Annotated in this window: 21 protein-coding genes; 18 read left to right on the plus strand and 3 right to left on the minus strand. The window is 73.0% G+C overall.

The genetic code is table 11. The annotated features are described in order from the left end of the window. The first annotated feature begins 9 nt into the window (after window positions 1-9). The 11 genes from OG462_RS37530 to OG462_RS37580 all read left to right on the plus strand — a co-directional run bounded on the left by OG462_RS37530 (window position 10) and on the right by OG462_RS37580 (window position 12,223). The gene (locus tag OG462_RS37530) at window positions 10-2,172 is read left to right on the plus strand and encodes an ATP-binding protein (protein WP_406064862.1); all 2,163 of its coding nucleotides are present in this window, start codon (window positions 10-12) and stop codon (window positions 2,170-2,172) included. Window positions 2,173-2,260: 88 nt separating this feature from the next. Continuing rightward, a complete protein-coding gene (locus OG462_RS37535) occupies window positions 2,261-3,388 on the plus strand; it encodes a sulfite oxidase (protein WP_406064864.1) in 1,128 nt (375 codons plus the stop codon). Between the two features lie 138 nt (window positions 3,389-3,526). Then, complete coding sequence (gene nadE / locus OG462_RS37540) at window positions 3,527-4,357, plus strand: ammonia-dependent NAD(+) synthetase (protein WP_406064866.1); 831 nt, start codon at window positions 3,527-3,529, stop codon at window positions 4,355-4,357. A gap of 92 nt (window positions 4,358-4,449) precedes the next feature. Then, entirely contained in the window at window positions 4,450-4,839 is a 390-nt protein-coding gene (locus OG462_RS37545) for a VOC family protein (RefSeq protein WP_406064868.1), read from the plus strand. Between the two features lie 154 nt (window positions 4,840-4,993). Further along, window positions 4,994-5,674 (plus strand): ABC transporter permease, encoded by a 681-nt coding sequence (locus OG462_RS37550; RefSeq protein WP_406064870.1) that lies wholly within the window; start codon window positions 4,994-4,996, stop codon window positions 5,672-5,674. 28 nt (window positions 5,675-5,702) lie between these two features. Beyond that, a complete protein-coding gene (locus OG462_RS37555) occupies window positions 5,703-6,377 on the plus strand; it encodes an ABC transporter permease (protein ID WP_406064872.1) in 675 nt (224 codons plus the stop codon). Beyond that, complete coding sequence (locus OG462_RS37560) at window positions 6,374-7,342, plus strand: ABC transporter substrate-binding protein (protein WP_406064874.1); 969 nt, start codon at window positions 6,374-6,376, stop codon at window positions 7,340-7,342. The genes OG462_RS37555 and OG462_RS37560 overlap by 4 nt, the downstream gene beginning before the upstream one ends. A gap of 166 nt (window positions 7,343-7,508) precedes the next feature. After that, a complete protein-coding gene (locus OG462_RS37565; RefSeq protein ID WP_406064876.1) occupies window positions 7,509-8,993 on the plus strand; it encodes a cellulase family glycosylhydrolase in 1,485 nt (494 codons plus the stop codon). A 100-nt stretch (window positions 8,994-9,093) separates the two neighbouring features. Continuing rightward, on the plus strand, window positions 9,094-10,401 hold the full coding sequence (locus OG462_RS37570) for an alpha/beta fold hydrolase (RefSeq protein ID WP_406064878.1): 1,308 nt from the start codon (window positions 9,094-9,096) through the stop codon (window positions 10,399-10,401). Window positions 10,402-10,541: 140 nt separating this feature from the next. Beyond that, window positions 10,542-11,474 (plus strand): SIS domain-containing protein, encoded by a 933-nt coding sequence (locus OG462_RS37575; RefSeq protein WP_406064880.1) that lies wholly within the window; start codon window positions 10,542-10,544, stop codon window positions 11,472-11,474. Further along, window positions 11,471-12,223 (plus strand): PIG-L deacetylase family protein, encoded by a 753-nt coding sequence (locus tag OG462_RS37580; RefSeq protein ID WP_406064882.1) that lies wholly within the window; start codon window positions 11,471-11,473, stop codon window positions 12,221-12,223. Before OG462_RS37575 ends, OG462_RS37580 begins: the two co-directional genes overlap by 4 nt. Before the next feature lie 99 nt (window positions 12,224-12,322). Here OG462_RS37580 and OG462_RS37585 read toward each other — a convergent pair whose 3' ends face one another. From OG462_RS37585 to OG462_RS37595, 3 genes are all read right to left on the minus strand, one after another. Then, entirely contained in the window at window positions 12,323-12,823 is a 501-nt protein-coding gene (locus OG462_RS37585) for a GNAT family N-acetyltransferase (RefSeq protein WP_406064884.1), read from the minus strand. 71 nt (window positions 12,824-12,894) lie between these two features. After that, entirely contained in the window at window positions 12,895-13,674 is a 780-nt protein-coding gene (locus OG462_RS37590; protein ID WP_406064886.1) for a VOC family protein, read from the minus strand. A gap of 142 nt (window positions 13,675-13,816) precedes the next feature. Further along, complete coding sequence (locus OG462_RS37595; protein WP_406064888.1) at window positions 13,817-14,773, minus strand: NAD(P)/FAD-dependent oxidoreductase; 957 nt, start codon at window positions 14,771-14,773, stop codon at window positions 13,817-13,819. 67 nt (window positions 14,774-14,840) lie between these two features. On the opposite strand from OG462_RS37595, the gene OG462_RS37600 reads away from it, so the two are divergent. The 7 genes from OG462_RS37600 to OG462_RS37630 all read left to right on the plus strand — a co-directional run bounded on the left by OG462_RS37600 (window position 14,841) and on the right by OG462_RS37630 (window position 22,287). Then, window positions 14,841-15,431 carry a helix-turn-helix domain-containing protein gene (locus OG462_RS37600; protein ID WP_406064890.1) on the plus strand — a complete coding sequence of 197 codons (591 nt, stop codon included), beginning with the start codon at window positions 14,841-14,843 and terminating at the stop codon, window positions 15,429-15,431. 68 nt (window positions 15,432-15,499) lie between these two features. Beyond that, window positions 15,500-16,468, plus strand: a complete 969-nt coding sequence (locus OG462_RS37605; RefSeq protein WP_406064892.1) for an NADPH:quinone oxidoreductase family protein — start codon at window positions 15,500-15,502, stop codon at window positions 16,466-16,468. Continuing rightward, entirely contained in the window at window positions 16,465-17,646 is a 1,182-nt protein-coding gene (locus tag OG462_RS37610; RefSeq protein ID WP_406064894.1) for an acyl-CoA dehydrogenase family protein, read from the plus strand. Before OG462_RS37605 ends, OG462_RS37610 begins: the two co-directional genes overlap by 4 nt. Beyond that, on the plus strand, window positions 17,643-18,764 hold the full coding sequence (locus OG462_RS37615; RefSeq protein ID WP_406064896.1) for an acyl-CoA dehydrogenase family protein: 1,122 nt from the start codon (window positions 17,643-17,645) through the stop codon (window positions 18,762-18,764). Before OG462_RS37610 ends, OG462_RS37615 begins: the two co-directional genes overlap by 4 nt. An 88-nt stretch (window positions 18,765-18,852) precedes the next feature. Beyond that, window positions 18,853-20,469: an ABC transporter substrate-binding protein gene (locus OG462_RS37620; RefSeq protein ID WP_406064898.1), complete on the plus strand. Its 1,617-nt coding sequence runs from the start codon at window positions 18,853-18,855 to the stop codon at window positions 20,467-20,469. 23 nt (window positions 20,470-20,492) lie between these two features. After that, window positions 20,493-21,458 carry an ABC transporter permease gene (locus OG462_RS37625; protein ID WP_406064900.1) on the plus strand — a complete coding sequence of 322 codons (966 nt, stop codon included), beginning with the start codon at window positions 20,493-20,495 and terminating at the stop codon, window positions 21,456-21,458. After that, a complete protein-coding gene (locus tag OG462_RS37630) occupies window positions 21,451-22,287 on the plus strand; it encodes an ABC transporter permease (RefSeq protein WP_406064902.1) in 837 nt (278 codons plus the stop codon). The genes OG462_RS37625 and OG462_RS37630 overlap by 8 nt, the downstream gene beginning before the upstream one ends. Window positions 22,288-22,300 lie beyond the last annotated feature (13 nt).

Here is a 22,300-nt window from a genome sequence, read left to right on the forward strand (position 1 = left end):
GTCGCTCTCATGAGGGAGACTGCTCCCGTGCGTGGACATCTGCCGGACGAGAACCCCGGTTTCGTGGGGCGCCGCACGGAACTGGAGCGAATCTCCGCCGCGTTGGCGGAGCATCGCCTTGTCACCGTGACCGGCGTCGGGGGAGTCGGGAAGACCCGGCTCGCCCTGCGCGCCGCGCATCTCGCCGCAGGCCTGTACCCCGACGGCGTCTGGTGGACCGACCTCACCCCGCTCGACGGCGACCGGCTCCTCGTCGCCCTCGTCGCCGACTCCGTCGACCTCGCCGACCACACCCCCGGCATGGCCCCCACCGGACTCTGCCGCCGGCTCGCCGACGACCGGCTGCTGCTCGTCCTCGACTCCTGCGAGCACCTCGCCGAACCCTGCGCCCGGCTCGTGGCGGAACTCCTCGCCGCCGCCCCCGGACTCACCGTCCTCGCCACCAGCCGACGCCCCCTCGACGTCGAAGGGGAGCGGGTCGTCGCCCTCGACCCGCTGCCGCCCGCCGGAGGCGACGCCCTGGAACTGCTCCGCCGGGCCGCCGGGGAGGAGTTCCCCGCCGCCGGTCCGGCCGGCGAGATCTGCGTACGCCTCGAAGGCATTCCGCTCGCCCTGGAACTGGCCGCCGCCCAGATCCGCCTCCAGGGCGCCGAAGCCGTCCGGGACCAGCTCGGCACCCGCTTCGACGCCCCGCCGTCCGCCCGCTTCGACCTGCTCGCCCACACCGAGCGGGTGTGGCCGAGCCGCCACCAGACCCTGCGCGCAGCCATCGGCTGGAGCCACGAGCTGGCCGCCCCGCTCGAACGCCTCCTCTGGGCCAGGCTCTCCGTCTTCCGGGGCCCCTTCGACCTCGCGTCGGCGACCGCCGTGTGCATCGGCGGCCCCCTCGACCGGGCCACCCTGCCGGGAGCCCTCGACGGGCTCGTCCGCGCCTCCGTCGTCCGCCCGCCGGACGCCGCCGGCCGACTGCGGATGCTCGACACGATCCGTGCGTACGGGGCGACCTGGCTGGACCGCACCGGCGAGACCGGGACGGTCGCCGACCGGCACGCCGCCCACTTCCGGGGGCTCGCGCGCCGGGGCGACACCGCATGGCACGGCGCCCGCCAACTGCGCTGGTTCCGGACCGTCGACGCCCACCACACCGACCTGCGCACCGCCCTCGACCGGCTGCTGCGGACCGACCCCGACGCGGCCCTCGACCTCATCGGCTCCGTCGCCTTCGCCTGGTCCTGCCGGGGCCGCCTCCGCGAGGCCCGCGACGGTCTCGAACAGGCCCTGCTGCTGAGCGGGGCGCGCGGCCGCACCCGGGCCCGCGCTCTGTGGGCGCTCGGCGTCACCCTCGTACTCCAGGGGGAGTTCGGCCCTGCCCAGGAGGTGAGCGAACGCTGTGCCCGGGAGGCCCGGTACGCGGAGTACACGGAGACCACCGAGACCACCGAGTACACGGAGACCACCGAGAACCCGCCCACGGGGTACGGGGAGGGCCACCACCCGGCCGGCGCCCAGGCACGGCCCAGGCCCGGTGACCTGACCCTGGACGCCGCCGCCCTCGCCGGGCTCCTCGCCCTGACCACCGGCCGGCCGATGGCCGCGTACGTCGTGGTGGGCCATGTCCTCGACGCCGCCGCGGGCGGCGCCGCCGACTCCGCCGCCCGGCTCCGCTGCCACCTCGTGCGCGTCTTCGCCCTCACCGGCCTCGGCCGGCTCGGCGAAGCCCGGGACCGGGCCCTGGCCCTGCGCACCCAGTGCGAGGGCCTGGACGAGCACTGGACCCGGACCGCCCTGGAGTACCAGCTCGCCCTCACCGGCCTCCTGGAGGGCGACCCGGCGACCGCCGCCGGGCACGCGCGCGCGATGCTCGAAGGCACCCGGGGACTCGGCGCGAGCCTGGGTGTCGCCCTCGGGCTCGATGTCCTGGCCACCGCCCTCGCGGCGGCCGGCGACGGGGAACGTGCGGCCGACGTCTCCGGCACGGGGGAGGCGTACTGGCGCTCCACCGGCCAGCCCCGGCGCGGCCTGCCGGGCCTGCGGGCCCTGCGCGAGAAGTACACGGACACGGTCCGCGCGACGATCGGCGAGCCGGCCTACGAGGAGATCTTCGTACGCGCCCTCACCGGCCTCCCCCAGGACGGCCTGGACCGAGCGCTGCGCGGCCCCCGGCACACCTGAGGCCGTTCGGGCCGAGGTGCCCGCCCCGGCCCGCGGCGCACCTTCGGGCCGAGGTGCCCCGCCCCGGGCCGCGGCGCACCATGAGGGCATGGACGGATCCCTGAGTGGTCTGAGTGACATCAGCACACCGGGACGCGTGGCCGACCCGGACGAGGGCGTCACCGCGCAGGAGCTGGCCCTCGCCGCCCGGAACCACGGACTGCCCCTGGAAGCCCTGCGGTACGACGTCACCCCGCCCGGGCTCCACTACGTCCTCGTGCACTACGACATCCCCGACACCGCCGCCGACGACTGGCGGCTCACCGTCGGCGGCCGGGTCCTCCGGACCCTCACCCTGGACCTGGACGCGCTCCGTGCCCGGCCCTCCGTCACCCGCCGGGTGACCCTGGAATGCGCGGGGAACGGGCGGGCCCGGCTGTCGCCCCGCCCGGTCAGCCAGCCCTGGCTGGTCGAGGCCGTCGGGACCGCCGACTGGACCGGAGTCCCCCTCGCGACGCTCCTCGCGGAGGCGGGTACGGCGGAGGACGCCGTCGAGGCGGTGTTCACCGGCGCCGACCACGGTGTGGAGCGGGGCGTCGAGCAGGACTACCGGCGGAGCCTCCCCCTCACGACGGCCGCCGACCCGGCCCGGGACGTCCTCGTCGCGTACGCCATGAACGGGGCACCGCTGCCCCCGCAGCACGGCAGCCCGCTCCGGCTCGTCGTCCCCGGCTGGTACGGCATGGCGCATGTGAAGTGGCTCCGCGACATCACGCTCACCGACACCCCGTACACCGGCTTCCAGCAGAGCGTGGCCTATCGCGTACGGCAGGCGCGCGAGGACCCGGGGGAGCCGGTCACGCTCATCGCGCCCCGGGCCCTGATGGTGCCGCCCGGATTCCCCGACTTCATGTCCAGGACCCGCGTGGTCCGCCCCGGCCCCGTCCCGCTCGCCGGGCGCGCCTGGTCGGGGCACGGCCCGGTCACCCGCGTCGAGGTGAGCGAGGACGGCGGGGTGGCCTGGACGGAGGCCGAACTCGTACGGGATCCCGCGCACCCCTGGGCCTGGTCCGCCTGGCGCACCACCTGGGCGGCGACCCCGGGCCTGCGCCATCTGACCGTGCGGGCCACCGACGCGGAGGGCAACGTCCAGCCGCTGGTCGAACCCTGGAACCGCGGCGGCTTCGCGAACAACCTCGTCCAGCGGGTCGAGGTCCTCTGCACCCCTGATTCCTGAGGGCCTGCGGAGTTAGCGTGCGCTGGAGGCCCCTTCCGAAGCCTGACCTGCCTTTTCGGGTACGGGGCAGGGCGACGTGCCCCGGCCCGGGTGCGTAAAGTCGACCCTCGCAGCCCCTGACCTGACGAGGAGACCCCCGTGACCGACCCGGCGTCCACCGCCCTCCAGCAGCAGATCGCCCGGGACCTCCAGGTGGCCGAGACCTTCGACCCGAGGGCCGAGATCGAGCGCCGCGTGGCCTTCCTCACCGACCGGCTCACCTCCACCGGTCTGCGCTCCCTCGTCCTCGGCATCAGCGGCGGCGTCGACTCCACCACCGCGGGACGGCTCTGCCAGCTCGCCGTGGAGCGGGCCCGCGCCGCCGGCCACGAGGCCACCTTCTACGCGATGCGCCTGCCGTACGGCGTCCAGGCCGACGAGAAGGACGCACAGACCGCCCTCGGCTTCATCCGCGCCGACGAGGTCCTGACCGTGGACGTCAAGGCCGCGAGCGACGGCGCCCTGGAGGCCTGCCTCGCCGGTGGCGTGACCTTCCGCGACGCCCACCACCAGGACTTCGTGCAGGGCAACATCAAGGCCCGCCAGCGGATGATCGCCCAGTACGCGGTCGCCGGTGCCAACGACGGGTTCGTCGTCGGCACCGACCACGCCGCCGAGGCCGTCTCCGGCTTCTTCACCAAGTTCGGCGACGGCGCCGCCGACGTCGTCCCGCTGACCGGACTGACCAAGCGGCGCGTCCGCGCGGTCGCGGCCGAGCTCGGCGCCCCGGCCGAGCTGGTCTGGAAGACCCCCACGGCCGACCTGGAGACCCTGGACCCGGGCAAGCCCGACGAGGACGCCCTCGGCGTCACCTACGACGACATCGACGACTTCCTGGAGGGGAAGCCGGTCGCGGAGGCCGCCTTCGCCTCGATCGTGCGCCGCTACGAGCTCACCGAGCACAAGCGGCAGCTGCCGATCGCGCCCTGAGCGTCCCGCGCCCCACCCTGAGCGGCGGGCGGCGGACACTCGGCGGATCCTGGAAGGGGTGCCTCGGAACGGGCCCCGGAAAGGAGCACGCCATGTTCGGCGAAACCACGGCATTCAGCGGTTTCTCGGTCGACGACCTGGACGCCGCCCGGCGCTTCTACGGCGAGACCCTCGGCCTGGAGGTGGGCGAGGAGGGTCAGGGCGACATGCGGATGCTCTTCCTCACCCTGGCCGGCGGGACCCGGATCTTCGTCTATCCCAAGGAGAACCACGCCCCCGCCACCTTCACGATCCTCAACTTCCAGGTCGACGACATCGACCGGGCCGTGGACGAGCTGACGGGGCGCGGAGTGACCCTGGAGCGCTACGACGGTTTCGAGGCCGACGAGAAGGGCATCGTGCGGACCGACGGCGGACCGGCCATCGCGTGGTTCACGGACCCCGCGGGCAACGTCCTGTCGGTCCTCCAGGAGAACCGCTGACCGGCGTCGCCCGGGCCTCGGCAGAACCGCTGACCGGCGTCGCCCGGGCGGCGACCCAGGGCCTGTCCGGCGTGGTCCCCGCCCACGAACGGTTCCCGTCCCCGAACGGACCGGCCCGCGTGCGCGGCGGCCCCGTACCGCCTCGAATGGGAGGGTGACCGCGCCGCCCGACGACTGCCTCGCCCGCAACGAGTGGATCTGCGGCGCCTATCTCTCCACCCGGAGCGAGATCCTCAGCGACGCCGTCGTCCAGCACCTCCAGCTGACCGGCGTCTCCGTCGCCCTCGGCCTGGTGCTCGCCCTGCCCCTGGCCGTCGCGGCCCGCCGCTGGCGCTGGGCGGCCGGGCCGGTCCTCGGGGTCACCACGCTCCTGTACACGGTTCCGGCGCTCGCGATGTTCTCGCTGCTCCTCCCCGTGTACGGACTTTCCGCCACGCTGGTCGTGGCCGGCCTCGTCCTGTACTCCCTCACCCTCCTCGTCCGGAACATCCTCGCCGGGCTCCGCGCCGTCCCCGAGGAGACCCGCCAGGCCGCCCGCGGCCTCGGATACGGGCCGGTCCGGCTCCTGCTCGCCGTCGAGCTGCCACTCGCCGTGCCCGCCGCCATGGCCGGGCTCCGGATCGCCACCGTCTCCGCCGTCTCCCTCGTCACGATCGGCGCGATCGTCGGCCACGGCGGCCTCGGCAACCTCATCTACTCCGGGATGAACACCTACTTCAAGGCCCAGGTCCTCACCGCCTCGGTGCTCTGCGTCCTGATCGCCGTCGCCGCGGACCTGCTCCTCCTCGGCGCCCAACGCCTGCTCACCCCCTGGACCCGCGGGCAGGCCGCATGACCACCCCCCGGACCCATGGGCAGGCCGCGTGACCACCCTCGCCGACGCCTGGTCCTGGCTCACCACCTCCGCGCACTGGTCCGGCGAGAACGGCGTCTGGCACCGGCTCGGCGAGCACCTCTTCCTCACCGTCGTCTGCCTCCTCATCAGTTGCGCGATCGCCCTCCCGGTCGCCCTCGTCCTCGGGCACCTCGGCAAGGGCGGCGCGCTCGCCGTGAACCTCTCCAACGTCGGCCGGGCCGTCCCCACCTTCGCCGTCCTCGTCCTCCTCCTGCTCAGCCCGATCGGCTCGTACGGCGAGTGGCCGACGATCATCGCGCTCGTCCTGTTCGCCCTACCGCCGCTGCTGACCAACGCGTACGTGGGGATGCGGGGCGTCGACCCCGACGTCGTACGGGCCTCCCGGGGCATGGGCATGACGGGCCGCCAGACCCTCGCCCTGGTGGAACTGCCGCTCGCGCTGCCGCTGGTCCTCACCGGGGTACGGATCGCCGCCGTCCAGCTCGTCGCCACCGCCACCGTGGCCGCGCTCGCCGGTGGCGGCGGGCTCGGCCGGATCATCACGGCCGGTTTCAACCTCGCCTCCACCCCTCAGGTCGTCGCCGGGGCCTGCCTCGTCGCGGTGCTCGCACTGCTCGTGGAAGGGGTCTTCGAGGGCGTCCAGCGCCTCGCTCCCGCCGTCGCGCGGGGGAGCGGCAGGTGAGCCCGGCGTCCCGGCAACGCCGGGCCGCCGTCCTCGGTCTCCTCCTGGCGGCCTGTGCCGCCCTCGGCGGCTGTGCCACGGGCCCGTCCCTGGAGGCCCAGGGCGACGTGACGGCCCCGCCGGGTGACACCCGGCATCTGACCGTCGGCTCGGCCGGGTTCACCGAGAGCGACCTGCTGGCCCAGATGTACGCCCTGCTGCTCGAGGAGGCCGGTTATGGTACGAAGATCCTCTCCGTCACCAACCGCGAGCTGTACGAACCGGCCCTGGAGCGCGGTCAGATCGATGTCGTACCGGAGTACGCGGCGACCTTCGCCGACTGGCTGAACGCCAAGGTCAACGGGGCGGACGCGCCGACCGTCGGCTCGCCCGACCTGGCCGCCACCATGACCGCCCTCCGCGCGCTCGCCGCCCCGCGCGGGCTCACCGTCCTCGACGCCGGCCGCGCCGTCGACCAGAACGCCTTCGCCGTCACCGCCGCCTTCGCCGACGAGCACCGGCTGAAGACCCTCAGCGACCTCGGCGCCACCGGCCTTCCCATCCGGCTCGCGGCCGGCGACGAATGCGTCCGGAGGCCGTACTGCGCCCCGGGTCTGAGGGAGGTCTACGGGATCGACATCACGGCTGTCGATCCCAAGGGTGTCGGTACCACCCCGGCCAAACAGGCCGTCCAGAGCGGCCAGGATCAGCTGGTGCTCACCACGACCACCGATGCCACACTCGACGTGTTCGGGCTCGTCCTGCTCGACGACGACAGACACCTGCAGAACGCCGACCACGTCGTTCCCGTCGTGAACCGCGCCCGTGCCGGCGGCGAGGGCGTCAGCCGGGCGCTCTCCCGCCTCAACACGGTCCTGACCACGGCCGATCTGGCGCAGCTCAACGAGCAGGTGGACAGCTGGCGGCGCCTCCCGGGGGACGTGGCGCGGAACTACCTCGTGGGGAAGGGTCTCGTCCCGCGCTGAGTTCGCGGGAACTCTGCTGTCAGCCCGCTGAACAGCGTCTCTTGTCATGACCCTTGCGAGGCACTTCGAGACCCTGCTATTCATCCGTTAGGAAAGTTTCCTTCCAGTCCAGTTGTGCCTTCCCCGGCCTTCCTCAGGCCTCGTTCGTCGTTCCGTGGAGACCCCCATGACTTCGGCACGATCCGCACAAGCCCGTACCCGCATCGGCCATCGACCCGGCATCCGGCGCCTCGGCGTCGCCGGAACCGCCCTCGGAGCCCTGCTCCTCGGCCTCGCCACCGCGCCGCCCACCGCGAGCGCCGCCCCCGTCACCCACGAGGCGGAGACGGCCACCGTCTCCCAGGGTGTCGTCGAGTCCAACCACACCGGATTCACCGGCAACGGATTCGTCAACTACGACAACTCCACCGGCAGTTACGTCCAGTGGAACGTCAACGCCGCCCAGGCGGGCCCCGCGACCCTCACCCTGCGCTACGCCAACGGCACCACCACCGACCGCCCCATGGACATCGCCGTCAACGGCGCCGTCGCCGCCTCCGGCAAGTCCTTCGCCGGCACCGGCGCCTGGACCAGCTGGGCGACCACCACCGTCACCACCACCCTCAAGGCCGGCGACAACACGATCCGCGCCACCGCCACCACCGCCAACGGCGGCCCCAACGTCGACCACCTCGCCGTCGACAACGCCACCACCCCGCCCCCCACCGGCAGCACCCCCGCCGCGATCAACGGCCAGCTCAAGGTCTGCGGCACCAAGCTCTGCAACACGTACGACAAGCCGATCCAGCTCCGCGGCATGTCCAGCCACGGCACCCAGTGGTACAGCCAGTGTCTGACCGGCGGTTCGCTCGACGCCCTCGCCAAGGACTGGAACGCCGACGTCCTGCGCGTCTCCACGTACGTCCAGGAGGAGGGCTACGAGACCGACCCGCGCAAGTACACCGACCTCGCCCACTCCCTCATCGAGCAGGCCACCGCGCGCGGCATGTACGTGATCGTCGACTGGCACATGCTCGACCCGGGCGACCCGCACTACAACCTCGCCCGTGCCAAGACCTTCTTCACCGAGATCGCCCAGCGCCACGGCTCCAAGACCAACCTGCTGTACGAGATCGCCAACGAGCCCAGCGGCGTCGCCTGGTCCCGGATCAAGAGCTACGCCGAGCAGCTCATCCCGGTCATCCGCGCCAAGGACGCCGAGACCCCGATCCTCGTCGGCACGCGCGCGTGGTCCTCGTTCGGAGTCTCCGACGGCGCGAACGAGTCCGAGGTCGTGTCCAACCCGGTGAACGCCACCAACATCATGTACACCTTCCACTTCTACGCGTTCTCGCACCGGGACGAGTACCTGAACACCCTCTCCCGCGCCGCCGACAAGCTGCCCGTCTTCGTCACCGAGTTCGGCACCCAGAACTACGCCGGTGAGGGCAGCAACGACTTCGCGATGTCGCAGCGGTTCCTCGACCTCATGGCCGCCAAGAAGATCAGCTGGGTCAACTGGAACTTCTCCGACGACGAGCGCAGCGGCGCCGTCTTCAAGACGGGCACCTGCGACGCGGGCGGCCCCTGGGCCGGCACCGGCTCGCTGAAGCCCGCCGGTGTCTGGGTCCGTGACCGCATCAGGACCGCGGACGACTTCCCGACCTCCTGACCATCCCGACCTGACACGTCCAGGCTCCCTGCCTCCGGTACGCCCCCGCCATGTGATCCACTGTCCCGGCGGGGGCGTACCGAACAGGAACAGGAACAGCGTGACCACCTACCGGCAGCCGGGACTCGTCCTCACCGACCACCGCTTCCCCGTCCCCCTCGACCACTCCCGTCCCGACGGCGAGCGGATCGAGGTCTTCGGCCGTGAGGTCGTCGCGGCCGGCAATGCCGGCGCGGACCCGGAACGACTCCCCTGGCTGGTCTACCTGGAGGGCGGACCCGGCTTCGGCGCCCGCCGGTTCATCGGTCCGCAGGCCTGGCTCGGCCGGGCCGTCAGGGATTTCCGCGTCCTCCTCCTCGACCAGCGGGGCACCGGCCGCTCCACCCCCGCCAACCGCCAGACCCTGCCTCTCCGCGGCACCCCGGCCGAGCAGGCCGACTACCTCACCCACTTCCGCGCCGACTCGATCGTCAAGGACTGCGAGCTCATCCGGCGCCGGCTCACCGGCGGCGCCCCCTGGACCGTCCTCGGCCAGAGCTTCGGCGGCTTCTGCGCCACCCACTACCTCTCCACCGCGCCCCAAGGCCTGGAGCGGGTCCTGATCACCGGCGGCCTCCCCTCCCTGTACGCCACCGCCGACGAGGTCTACCGCGCCGCCTACCCCCGGATCCGGCGCAAGAACGCGGCCCACTTCGCCCGCTACCCGCAGGACGCCGAACGGGCCCGGGCCGTCGTCACCCACCTCCTCGACCACGAGGTCACCCTCCCCGGCGGCGGCCGGCTCACCCCCGAGGCCTTCCAGTCCCTCGGCATCGTCCTCGGCTCCGGCGAGGGCACCCACCAGCTCCATCTGCTCCTCGAAGGCGCCTTCGTCCCCACCCCCGGCGGACCCGCGCTCGCCGACGCCTTCCTGGAGCAGGTCCAGACCCACCTGTCGTACGCCGGACACCCGCTGTACGCCGTGCTCCACGAAGCCATCTACGCCCAGGGGCAGGGCCCCACCGACTGGGCCGCCGAGCGGGTCCGCGCCGAGTACCCCGAATTCGACGCCCGCACCGCGCTCGCCGAAGGCCGGCCGCTCCTCTTCACCGGCGAGACCGTCCACCCCTGGCACTTCACCACCGACCCCGCCCTGCGCCCGCTCCGCGAGACCGCGGAACTGCTGGCCGCCCGCACCGACTGGGCCCCGCTCTACGACCCCGAGCGGCTCGCCGCCAACACGGTCCCGGTCGCGGCCGCCGTCTACCACGACGACATGTACGTGGACACCGCCCACTCCCTCGACGCCGCGCACACGATCCGGGGACTGCGCACCTGGGTGACGGACGAGTTCGAGCACGACGGGCTGCGGGCCGGGGGACCGCGCGTCCTCGACCGGCTGCTCGCGCTCGCCCGCGACGAGATCTGACCGCCGGGGAGCGGAAGGGGACCGGCGGCGCGCAAAAGTCCAAGGGGTGGCATGCCCTTGCTCATGGAGTGCTCCGGACGGATGCCGGTATGACTCGGTGAGGGCCCCGTGAGGGGCCCTCCGAGGAGAGGAACCGGGACATGAGCACCCACGTCAGCGCGGAGATCGCCGGCCAGCCCGACTGCTGGCGCCGCGCCGCCGAGATCGCCGACCGCGACGCCGACCTGCTGCCGGCACGCGGCGAGCGCGTGGCGGTGGTCGGCTGCGGCACCTCGTACTTCATCGCCCGCGCCTACGCGGCCCTGCGCGAATCGCTCGGCGCGGGCGAGACCGACGCCTTCCCCGCCTCCGACTCCACGCCGCTCGGGCGCGGTTACGACCGGATCGTGGCCCTCACCCGCTCCGGCACCACCACGGAGGTCGTGCAGCTGCTCGCCGGCGCGGCGGGACGGATCCCGACCCTCGTCCTCACCGGCGTACCCGACAGCCCCGCCGGGCAGCTCGCCGACCGGGTGCTCGACCTCGGCTTCGCCGACGAACGCTCCGTCGTCCAGACCCGGTTCGCGACCACGGCCCTCCAACTCCTGCGCGCGGGACTCGGGGTGGACCTCGGCCCCGCCATCGCCGACGCCGAACTCGTCCTGTACGAGCGGCTGCCCGCCGCCTGGGAGCGGCGCGGCCAGTTCACCTTCCTCGGCACCGGCTGGACCGTCGGACTCGCCGACGAGGCGGCCCTCAAACTGCGCGAAGTGGCCCGCGTCTGGACGGAGTCGTACGCGGCGATGGAGTACCGCCACGGACCGATCAGCATCAGCGACCGGTCCAGCCTCGTCTGGTGCCTCGGTCCTGCCCCCTCTGGGCTGAAGGACGAAGTGGAGTCCACGGGAGCCCTGTTCGCCGCCGACGCGATCGACCCGGTCGCCGCGCTCGTCCGGGCCCAGCGGCTCGCGGTCGCCCTCGCGGTCCGGCGCGGCCTCAACCCCGACCGGCCCCGGAACGTCTCGCGTTCGGTGATCCTTTCCGGAGCGTTCCGCCCGACGGCCGCGGAGGCGGCCCGTATCCTGCGGTCATGACCGGAACCGATGTCATGGACCTCGCGGAGATGCCCGGCGACTGGCAGCGCGCCCTCGCCGTCGTCGCCCACCCCGACGACCTGGAGTACGGCTGCGCGGCGGCCGTCGCCGCCTGGACGGACGCCGGGAAGGAGGTGGTCTACGTCCTCGCGACCCGCGGTGAGGCCGGCATCGACACCCTCGCGCCGGACGTCTGCGGTCCGCTGCGCGAGCGGGAGCAGCGCGACAGCGCCGCCGTCGTCGGAGTGGACACGGTCGAGTTCCTGGATCACCGCGACGGTGTGATCGAGTACGGGATCGGGCTGCGCCGCGACATCGCGGCCGCGATCCGCCGGCACCGCCCGGAGCTTGTGATCACCCTCAACCACCGTGACACCTGGGGCGGGGGCCCCGGTGCTCCCTGGAACACCCCGGACCACCTGGCCGTCGGCCGCGCCACCCTGGACGCGGCGTCGGACGCCGGAAACCGCTGGATCTTCCCCGAACTCGCCGACCAGGGCCTGGAGCCCTGGAACGGCGTGCACTGGGTGGCGGTCGCCGCCTCCAGCACGCCGACCCACGCGGTCGACGCGGGCCCGGGCCTGGACCGTGCGATCCGCTCGCTGCTCTGCCACCGTGCCTACATCGAGGCCCTGACGGACGAGGACCCGGAGCAGTACGTCCGTTCCTTCCTCACCGCGGCGACGAGCCGGGCGTCGGCCCGCTTCGGCGACCGCCCGGCGGTGACGTTCGAGCTCTTCGGGCGTTGACGGAGCCGGAGCCGGAGCCGGAGCCGGAGCCGGAGCCGGAGCCGGAGCCGGAGCCGGAGCCGGAGCCGGGCCGTACGGCCCGGCCCCGGGGCTCGGTCGTCAGGGGCGACGGGTCAGCACGTGGGTGGTGCTGCCGTCGTCCTCGGTGATGTCCCGGACGTGCTCGAATCCGATCCTGCCGAGCAACTTCAGCGAAGCGACGTTGGGTTCGGCCACGGTGGCGTGCACCTCGGGCAGGCCGAGCGTGCCGAAGCCGTAGGCCACGAGGGCCTCGGCCACCTCCGTACCCAGGCCCGACCCCCAGGCCGCCGGGGCGAGGGCGTAGACGATCTCGTGGCCCCCGACGTCCTCGGTCGGCTTGATCTCGGCATGCCCGACCAGCAGACCGTCCCGGCGAACGGCCCAGACGGCGAACAGCTCCTGGGCGTAGACCTTCGTGAAGATCCGGCCGAACAGCGCCCGGTCGTCCGCCTCGGGAACCGGTCCGTCACCCATCCACCCCGACACCCTCGGATCCTGAAAGAGGGCGACGAAGGCCTCCTCGTCCGCGGGGACGTAGGGCTCCAGCAGGAGTCGCTCGGTGCGCAGCGTCGGAATCATGAACGGCGACGCTACCCACCGTGCGCCGGCCCGGCAATCCACTTTCACCGGCGTGAACGAGTGCTGTCCGGTCAGCCCATCGGGGCCGGCTTCAGGACCGCGAAGGTCGCGCCGAAGGGGTCGGTGAGCCAGGCGATGCGGCCGACGTCCGGGATGTCGGCCGCGGGCATCACGACCGTGCCGCCGTTGCCCTGGGCCGAGAGGGCGATCGCGTCGGCGTCCTCGACGTCGAAGTACGGGATCCAGCGCGCGGTCTCGCTCGTGTCCTGGAGTTCGGCCACGCCGCCGAAGGAGGCGTCCTGCTGGTCGCCCTCGGCCGTGGAGATGACCCGGTACATCATGCCGGGCGCCTCCATCTCCGCCCACCGCCAGCCGAACAGCGTCCGGTAGAAGCCGAGGACGGCCTCCGGCTCGGCGACGTGCAGTTCCGCCCAGACGAGGGTGTTCGTCGATGACGTCCGGTCGAGGCCCTTGGTCGTACCGGGCTGCCAGATGGCGAACTGGGCGCCGCCCGGGTCCGTGAGGGCGGCCATCCGTCCCGCCTCCATGACGTCGAAGGCCTCGGCGCGGACCGTCCCGCCCACCGACTCGGCGGCCTTCTGCGTCGCGTCCGCGTCCGGGGTCTGGAAGTACACGGTCCAGGCGCTGCTCGCGCCGTCCTCGGTGAGCGGCCCGAGCGCGGCGACCGTCCTGCCGTCCTGCTGGAAGAAGCCGTAGCCGCCGGCTTCGGGTCCCGCCGAGAAGAACTCCCAGCCGAAGACGGCGGTGTAGAAGGCGGCGGCCGCCTTCGTGTCGGGGCTGCCGAGATCGATCCAGCAGGGAGAGCCCTTGGTGAACTGCGTACCGAGCATGGGAGGTGTCCCGTCCTTCCGTGAGCCGTGAGCCGTGAGCCGTGAGCCGTGAGCCGTGAGCCGTGAGTCCGTGTGTCGTTTCCGGCCACCATGACCGATCCTCGCCCCTTGCCCTGTGCGGCGCAGCCTCAGCCACCGCGGTTCATCCGACCGGCCGACCGGCCACCTTCTCCTCGAGCGCGCCGAACACCAGCTCGTTGTTGAGTGCGGTACCGGCCCGGTAGCCCCGGCTCACCGCGTTGACCACCTGTTCCTGCGGACCTGTCACGTTCCCGGCCGCCCACACACCCGGCACGCTCGTCCGGCCCACCTCGTCCACCACCACGAACTCCCCGAACGGGGTCGCGCGCAGCTCCGCGCCGAGCTGGCGCAGCACCCCGTCCCGGGGAGCGAGGCGTGACGCCGCGGCGAAGACCACCGAGCGGGCCACGGTGCGGCCGTCGGCGAGCCGCACCCCGGTCAGCCGGTCGTCCGCCACCGCCAACCCCACCACCTCACCCCGCTCGACCCGGACGCCCGCCGCGTCGAGGAGCGCCGCCTCGTGCTCCGTCGGCTCGGCGGAGGTGTGCAGGAACAAGGTCACGTCCTTCGACCAGTGCGCGACCATCAGCGCCTGGTGCGCGGGCATCGTCGGGTGCGCGATGACCCCGAAGGCCTCGTCACGGACCTCCCAGCCGTGGCAGTACGGGCAGTGCAGCACGTCCCGCCCCCACCGCTCGGCGAGCCCGTCGATCACGGGGAGCTCGTCGACGAGTCCGGTGGTGACGACGAGCCGCCGCGCGCCGACCGTGTCCCCGTCCGCCAGGGTGAGGACGAATCCGCCGTTCCCGTCCGGAGCCGCGCCCGTCACCTCGCCGGCCCGCAGGTCGACCCCGTACCCGGCGATCTCGGCCCGCCCGGCCGCCAGGTAGTCGGCCGGGCTCATGCCGTCCCGGGACAGGACGCCCTGCATGTGCGCGGCGGGCGCGTTGCGCGGCCGGCCGGCGTCGACGACCAGGGTCCGGCGCCGCGACCGGCCCAGGATCAGGGCGGCGCTGAGCCCCGCCGCGCCCCCTCCGACCACCACTGCCTCGTACGTGTTCTCCAGATGTGCGTTCATGCAGCGAGGGTCACCCGCATCCGGCGCGACCAGCAAGCGAACTTGCCGTTTCTGCAAGAATGGACGTATGACCGAAGACGATCGCATCGACGCCGTTCTCCACGAGGTCGGCCCCCGGCTCCGCCGGGTCCGCCGCGACCGCGGGGTGACCCTGGCCGAGCTCTCCGCCGACACCGGCATCTCCGTGAGCACGCTCTCCCGGCTGGAGTCCGGGCAGCGCAGGCCGAGCCTCGAACTGCTCCTGCCGCTGGCCCGCGCCCATCAGGTCGCGCTCGACGAGCTGGTCGGCGCCCCGGCGACGGGTGACCCCCGGATCCGGACGAAGCCGATCGTGCGCCACGGCCGCACGATGTTCCCGCTGACCAGGCAGCCGGGCGGCCTCCAGGCGTACAAGGTCATCCAGGAGAAGCCGCAGCAGGAGGAGCCGGAGCCGCGCGTCCACGAGGGCTACGAGTGGCTGTACGTGCTCTCCGGGAGGCTCCGGCTCGTCCTCGGGGAGCACGACGTCGTCCTCGGCCCCGGAGAGGCGGCCGAGTTCGACACCCGCGTCCCGCACTGGTTCGGTCCGACGCCGGACGGCCCGGTGGAGTTCCTGAGCCTGTACGGGCCGCAGGGGGAGCGGATACACGTCAGGGCCCGCCCGAAGAAGTCCGACTGAGCGGTTCCCCTGACATCAAGCGACCGCTTAGTATGCCACCGACCGCTCGGTACGGAGGAGGCTTCCGGATGCAGGCATGGCGTGTGTACGAGAACGGGGAACCGCGCGCGGTGATGCGCCGCGAGGAGGTGGCACCGCCCACACCCGGCGACGGCCAGGTCCTCCTCAAGGTCCGCGCGGCGAACGTCAACTTCCCCGACGCGCTGCTCTGCCGCGGCCACTACCAGGTGCGTCCCCCGCTGCCCTTCACCCCCGGCGTGGAGGTCTGCGCCGAGACGGAGGACGGCCGCAGGGTCATCACCACCGCCGCCCTCCCGCACGGCGGCTTCGCCGACCACGTCCTCGCCGACGCCGCCGGGCTGCTCCCGGCCCCCGAGTCGCTCGACGACGCCGAGGCCGCCGCGCTCCACATCGGCTACCAGACCGGCTGGTTCGGTCTGCACCGCCGCGCCGCCCTCCAGGAGGGCGAGACCCTCCTGGTCCACGCGGCGGCCGGCGGCGTCGGCAGCGCGGCCGTCCAGCTCGGCAAGGCCGCCGGCGCCACCGTCATCGGGGTCGTCGGCGGACCGGAGAAGGCAGCCGTCGCCCGCGCGCTCGGCTGCGACGTGGTGATCGACCGGCGCTCCGAGGACGTCGTCGCCGCCGTCAAGGCCGCGACCGGCGGGCGCGGCGCCGACGTCATCTACGACCCCGTCGGCGGCGAGGCCTACCAGCAGTCCGCGAAGTGCGTCGCCTTCGAGGGCCGGATCGTGATCGTCGGCTTCGCGAGCGGCACCGTCCCCGCCCCCGCCCTCAACCACGCCCTGGTGAAGAACTACTCGATCCTCGGCCTCCACTGGGGTCTGTACGCGGCGAAGGACCCGGCCTCGATCGGCCGCTGCCACGAGACCCTCACGACCTACGCGGCCAAGGGCCTCATCAAGCCCCTCATCGCCGAACGCGTCCCCTTCGCGGGCGCGGCGGACGCCGTCCAGCGGGTCGCCGACGGCACCACCACCGGCCGCCTGGTCGTCCTCCCGGAAGGAGCCCACGCATGACCGACGCCGAGGAACTGCGCGTACTCACCAGGAAGCTGCTGGACGAGCACCCGCCCGCCACCACCGACCGCACCGACTTCCTGCGCGCCCGCTTCGACGCCGGACTCGCCTGGGTGCACTACCCGGTCGGCCTCGGCGGACTCGACGCGCCCCGCGCGCTCCAGACCGTCGTCGACGCCGAACTCACCGCCGCCGGCGCCCCCGACAACGACCCGCGCAAGATCGGCATCGGCCTGGGCATGGCGGCTCCCACCGTCCTCGCCCACGGCTCCGACGAAGTCAGGCGACGCTTCCTCCGGCCGCTCTGGGTGGGCGAGGAGGTGTGGTGCCAGCTGTTCAGCGAGCCCGGCGCGGGCTCCGACCTCGCCGCGCTCGCCACCCGTGCCGTCCGGGACGGCGACACCTGGGTGGTGGACGGGCAGAAGGTGTGGACCTCCAGCGCGCACACGGCCCGCTGGGCCATCCTCATCGCCCGCACCGACCCGGACGCGCCCAAGCACCGGGGCATCACCTACTTCGTCTGCGACATGACCGACCCTGGCGTGGAGGTCCGGCCGCTGCGCCAGATCACCGGCGAGGCCGAGTTCAACGAGGTCTTCCTCACCGGCGTCCGCATCCCCGACGCGCACCGCCTCGGCGAGGTCGGCGACGGCTGGCGGGTCGCCCAGACCACCCTCATGAACGAGCGGGTCTCCATCGGCGGAGCCCGTATCCCCCGTGAGGGCGGCATGATCGGGAAGATCGCCACGACCTGGCGCGAGCGCCCCGAGCTGCGCACCCACGACCTGCACCGGCGCCTGCTCGACCACTGGGTCGACGCCGAGGTCGCCAGGCTCGCCGGTGAACGGCTCCGCCAGCAGCTCGTCGCGGGCCGCCCCGGCCCCGAGGGCAGCGCCATGAAGCTCGCGTTCGCCCGCCTCAACCAGGCCATCAGCGGGCTTGAGGTGGAACTCCTCGGCGACGAGGGCCTGTTGTACGGGGAGTGGGAGATGCGCCGCCCCGAACTCGTCGACTTCACCGGCCGCGACGCCGGCTACCGCTATCTGCGGTCCAAGGGCAACTCGATCGAGGGCGGCACCAGCGAGGTGCTGCTCAACATCGTCGCCGAGCGGGTCCTGGGCCTGCCGCCCGAGCCGCGTAACGACAAGGACGTCGCCTGGAAGGACCTCGCCCGATGACCGAGACGACACAGTCGACGACGACACAGCCGACGGAACAGCCGCTGGACCTCCTCTACTCCGAGACCGAGGACGACCTGAGGGCCGCCGTCCGCGCCCTGCTCGCCGACCGGGCGGGACACCAGACCCTCCTCGGCCGGATCGAGACGGACAGCCCCTATGTTCCCGGCCTGTGGAAGTCCCTCGCCGCCGACATCGGTGCCGCCGGACTCCTCGTCCCGGAGAAGCTCGGCGGCCAGGGCGCGAGCCACCGCGAGGCCGCCGTCGTCCTGGAGGAACTGGGCCGTGCGGTGACCCCGCTGCCGTACCTCACGAGCGCGGTGGTGGCCGCCGAGACCCTGCTCGCCCTGGTGGGGGAGGGCGATGCGGCGGCCGGGCTGCTCGCGGAGCTCGCGGGCGGCCGCACGGTCGCGGTCCTCGCCGTACCGCTGTCGACGGCGCCCGACGCGGAGCTCCCGCTCGGCGAGTCGGTCGCCGCGGTCGCCGACGCGACCGCCGCCGACGTGTTCCTCGTCCTCCGTGCGGACGGCCTGTACGCCGTACCGGCCGAAGAGGCGACCGTCGAGCCGCAGACTCCGCTCGACCTCACCCGCCCGCTGGCCCGGGTCACCACCGGGGCGGGGAGCGGCACTTGGCTCGCGGGCCCCGACGCGGCCCGTACGGCGGTCCGGCGCGGGCTGCTCGCCGGGGCGGGACTCCTCGCCTCCGAGCAGCTCGGTCTCGCCGAGTGGTGCCTGGAGGAGACCGTCCGGTACACCCGTGAGCGCCACCAGTTCAACCGTCCGGTCGGCTCCTTCCAGGCCCTCAAGCACCGGATGGCCCAGCTCTGGCTCGACCTCGTCGGGGCCAGGGCGGCGGCCCGCGCCGCCGCCGACGCCCTCGCCACCGGCAACGCGGACGCCCCGCTGATCGTGGCCGTCGCGCAGGCGTACTGCTCCAAGGTCGCCGTCCGGGCCGCCGAGGAGTGCGTCCAGTTGCACGGCGGGATCGGAATGACCTGGGAACACCCGGCGCATCTGGCGCTCAAGCGGGCCAAGTCGGACCAGATCGCCCTGGGCTCGGCGGGCCGGCACCAGGACGCGATTGCCGCCCTGGTCGGCCTGGCGCCTCCGATGTAAGGGGCCCCTGCGTCCACACCCCTTTACATACTGTTTAATTGCAAGCTGTTCGCAATAACAGTTGATCTCCAAAAGGGGTGTGGACACGATGACCGCCCGATTCCTCCGCGGCACGGCCGCCGCGACGCTCGCGGGGGCCGTGGCCCTCACCGCGGCGGCCTGCACGAACCCCGGCTCCACCGCCGGGGGCTCCGGCGGACCCAAGGATTCCGCGGTCGTCGGCATCGCCTACGAGCCCGAGACCCTCAGCCCCCTCCTCGGCTACGGCAAGGACGGCAACTCCAAGATCTTCGACGGGCTCCTCGCCTTCGACGCCGACATGAAACTGAAGCCGGCGCTCGCCACCGAGCTGCCGCACATCAGTGACGGCGGGCTCACCTACACGTACACCCTCCGCGACGGGGTCACCTTCAGCGACGGTGCCCCCTTCACGGCGAAGGACGTCGTCTTCACCTACCGGACGATCCTCGACCCGAAGACGAACAACGCCTCCCGCACCGAGCTCGACGCCCTCAAGAGCGTCGAGGCGATCGGCGACGACACCGTCGTCTTCCGGCTGAAGTACCCCTACGCGCCCTTCGCCGAGCGCACCGTCCACGCCATCGCCCCCGAGCACGTCGCCGCGAAGCAGGACGTGAACACCGGCGCCTTCACCAGCGAGCCGATCGGCACCGGTCCGTACGTGCTCACCGGCTGGTCCAAGGGCGAGAAGCTCAGCTTCAAGGCCAATCCGACCTACTGGAACGGCGCGCCCGCGGTGAAGAAGTTCACCATGGCGATCATCAAGGACGACGACGTCCGCGCCACCCGGCTCCGGGCCGGCGACCTCGACGGCGCCGTTCTGCCGCCCAACCTCGCCGCCGGGTTCAAGGGCGACAAGGCGAAGAAGACCTGGACGGCGAAGACGTACGACTACCGTACGGTCACCCTCCCCACCCACAACAAGGTCGCGGGCGACACCGCCGTCCGCCGGGCCCTCGACATCGCCGTCGACCGCCAGGCCATGGTCGACAAGATCCTCGAAGGGGCCGGAAAGCCCGCCTACGGCCCCGTCCCCACCGACAGCCCCTGGTTCACCCGGGGCACCGAGCGCCGTCACGACCTCGCCGGTGCGCAGAAGATCCTCGACGAGGCGGGCTGGAAGCCCGGCCCCGACGGCATCCGCGTCAAGAACGGCGTCCGCGCCGCCTTCCCGCTCTGGTACCTCTCCGGCGACAAGCTCCGCCAGGACCACGCACTGGCGTACGTCTCCGACGCCAAGAAGGCCGGCATCGACATCACCGCCCAGGCCGGCACCTGGGAGGTCATCGAGCCCCGGATGAAGACCGACGCCGTCCTCGCGGGCGGCGGCTCGCCCGGCGACCCCGACTTCGACCAGTACCTGCTCCTCACGTCGAGCCTCGCCGGCGACGGCTTCAACAACATGGCCTGGTACGACAACAAGACGGTCGACCGCGCCCTGGAGGACGGCCGCCGGACGAACGACGTCACCGAGCGCCGGGCCGCGTACGACACCGTCCAGCGCGAACTGGTGAAGAACCCCGGCTACACCTTCCTCACCCACATCGACCACCTCTACGTCGTCGACGACGCCTGGGACGGCCCGAGCACCCAGACCGAGCCGCACGACCACGGCCTGGCCTCCGGCCCCTGGTGGAACGTCGAGAGCTGGAAGCCGAAGAAGGCCGGGGCGACGGAGAAGTGAAGCGCCGCCTCCCCTGGGGGGCCATGGCACGGATGACGGGACGGCGCGCCCTGGCCGCCGTCCCCGTCCTCCTCGCCGTCACCCTCGCGGTGTTCGCCGTCGCCGAAGCCTCCCCGTTCGACCCCGTCAAGGCCTACGCAGGCACCGCCGGACTCACCGCCTCGCAGGAGAACCTCGACCAGCTCCGCGCCAACCTCGGCGTCGACCGGCCCCTCCTCACCCGCTGGTGGGAGTGGCTCACCTCCGCCCTCACCGGCGACCTCGGCGACTCCGCCGTCATGCGCCGGCCCGTGGCCGAGGTCATCGGGGAGCGCCTCGGCTGGTCCGTCCTCCTCGCCGTCACCGCCTTCCTCGTCGCGATCGCCCTCGGCACCTTCCTCGGCGTCCTCGCCGGGCGCCGCCGCGGCGGCATCGTCGACCGGGCCGTCAGCTCCGTCGCCTACACCCTGGAAGCCGCCCCCGCCTTCTGGCTCGGCCTGCTCGCCATCTGGTTCTTCGCCCTGCAGTTCGGCGCCCTGCCCGCCGGCGGACTCACCGACACCGCCAGCGACACCGTCATCGCGGACCAGGTCGCCCGCCACCTCGTCCTGCCCGCGCTCGTCCTCGGCGTCTCCCAGCTGCCCTGGTTCTTCCTGTACGTCCGCCAGGGCGTCGGCGACGCCCTCGACGAGGACCCCGTGCGCGGCGCCCGCGCCCGCGGCCTGCGCGAACGCACCGTCCTCACCGGCCACGCCCTCCGCTCCGGAATGCTGCCCATGCTCACCCTCATCGGCTCCCGGGTACCCGAACTGATCACCGGCGCCCTGCTCGTGGAGACCGTCTTCAGCTGGCCCGGCATCGCCGCCGCCACCGTCCAGGCCGCCACCTCCGTGGACTTCCCGCTGCTCGCCGCCCTCACGGTCCTGGCCACCGCCGCCGTCCTCCTGGGCAACCTCGTCTCCGACCTCCTGTACGGACTCGCCGACCCGAGGGTGGGCTTCGATGGCTGACCCGCGCACCCACCGACTGCGGCTCTGGAGCTCCGCCCTCGTCGTCGGCGTCGTCCTCCTCGCCGTCCTGGTCGTGCCGCCGCTCGTCCAGCTCGACGAGCAGGCCGTCGACCTCTCCCGCAAGCTCCTCCCGCCGTCCTGGGAGCACCCCTTCGGCACCGACGACCTCGGCCGCGACCTGCTGCTGCGCTGCGTCTACGGCCTACGGATCTCGCTGCTCGTCGGACTGGTCGCCGCGCTCGTCGCCACCGTCGTCGGCACCGCCGTCGGTGCGGCCGCCGGGGCGCTCGGCGGCTGGACCGACCGCACCCTCATGCGGCTCGTCGACGCCTTCTCCTCCGTGCCGCACCTGCTGCTCGGCATCTTCGTGGTCGCGCTCTTCCGGCCCGGCGTCTGGCCCGTGATCGCCTCCGTGGCCGTCACCCACTGGCTGTCCACCGCCCGGATCGTGCGCTCCGAGGTCCTCTCCCTGCGCACCCGACCCTTCGTCGACGCCGCCGTCTCCGGCGGCGCCACCCGGTGGCGCGTCGCCGTCCGGCACCTGCTCCCCGCCGTCCTGCCGCAGGCCGGACTCGCCGCCGTCCTGATGGTCCCGCACGCCATGTGGCACGAGTCCGCGCTGTCCTTCCTCGGCCTCGGCCTCCCCAGCCACCAGGCGAGCCTCGGCAACCTCGTGCAGAACGCGCGCTCCTCGCTCCTCGCCGGGTACGGCTGGCCCACCCTCTTCCCCGGCCTCCTGCTCATCGTGCCGACCCTCGCCATCGCCGGACTCGCCGGCGTCTGGCGCGACCGGCTCAACCCGCGCCGCCGATCGGAGCTCATGCTGTGAACGCCCCGCACGC

The sequence above is a fragment of the Streptomyces sp. NBC_01077 genome, assembly GCF_045162855.1.
Lineage (GTDB): Bacteria > Actinomycetota > Actinomycetes > Streptomycetales > Streptomycetaceae > Streptomyces.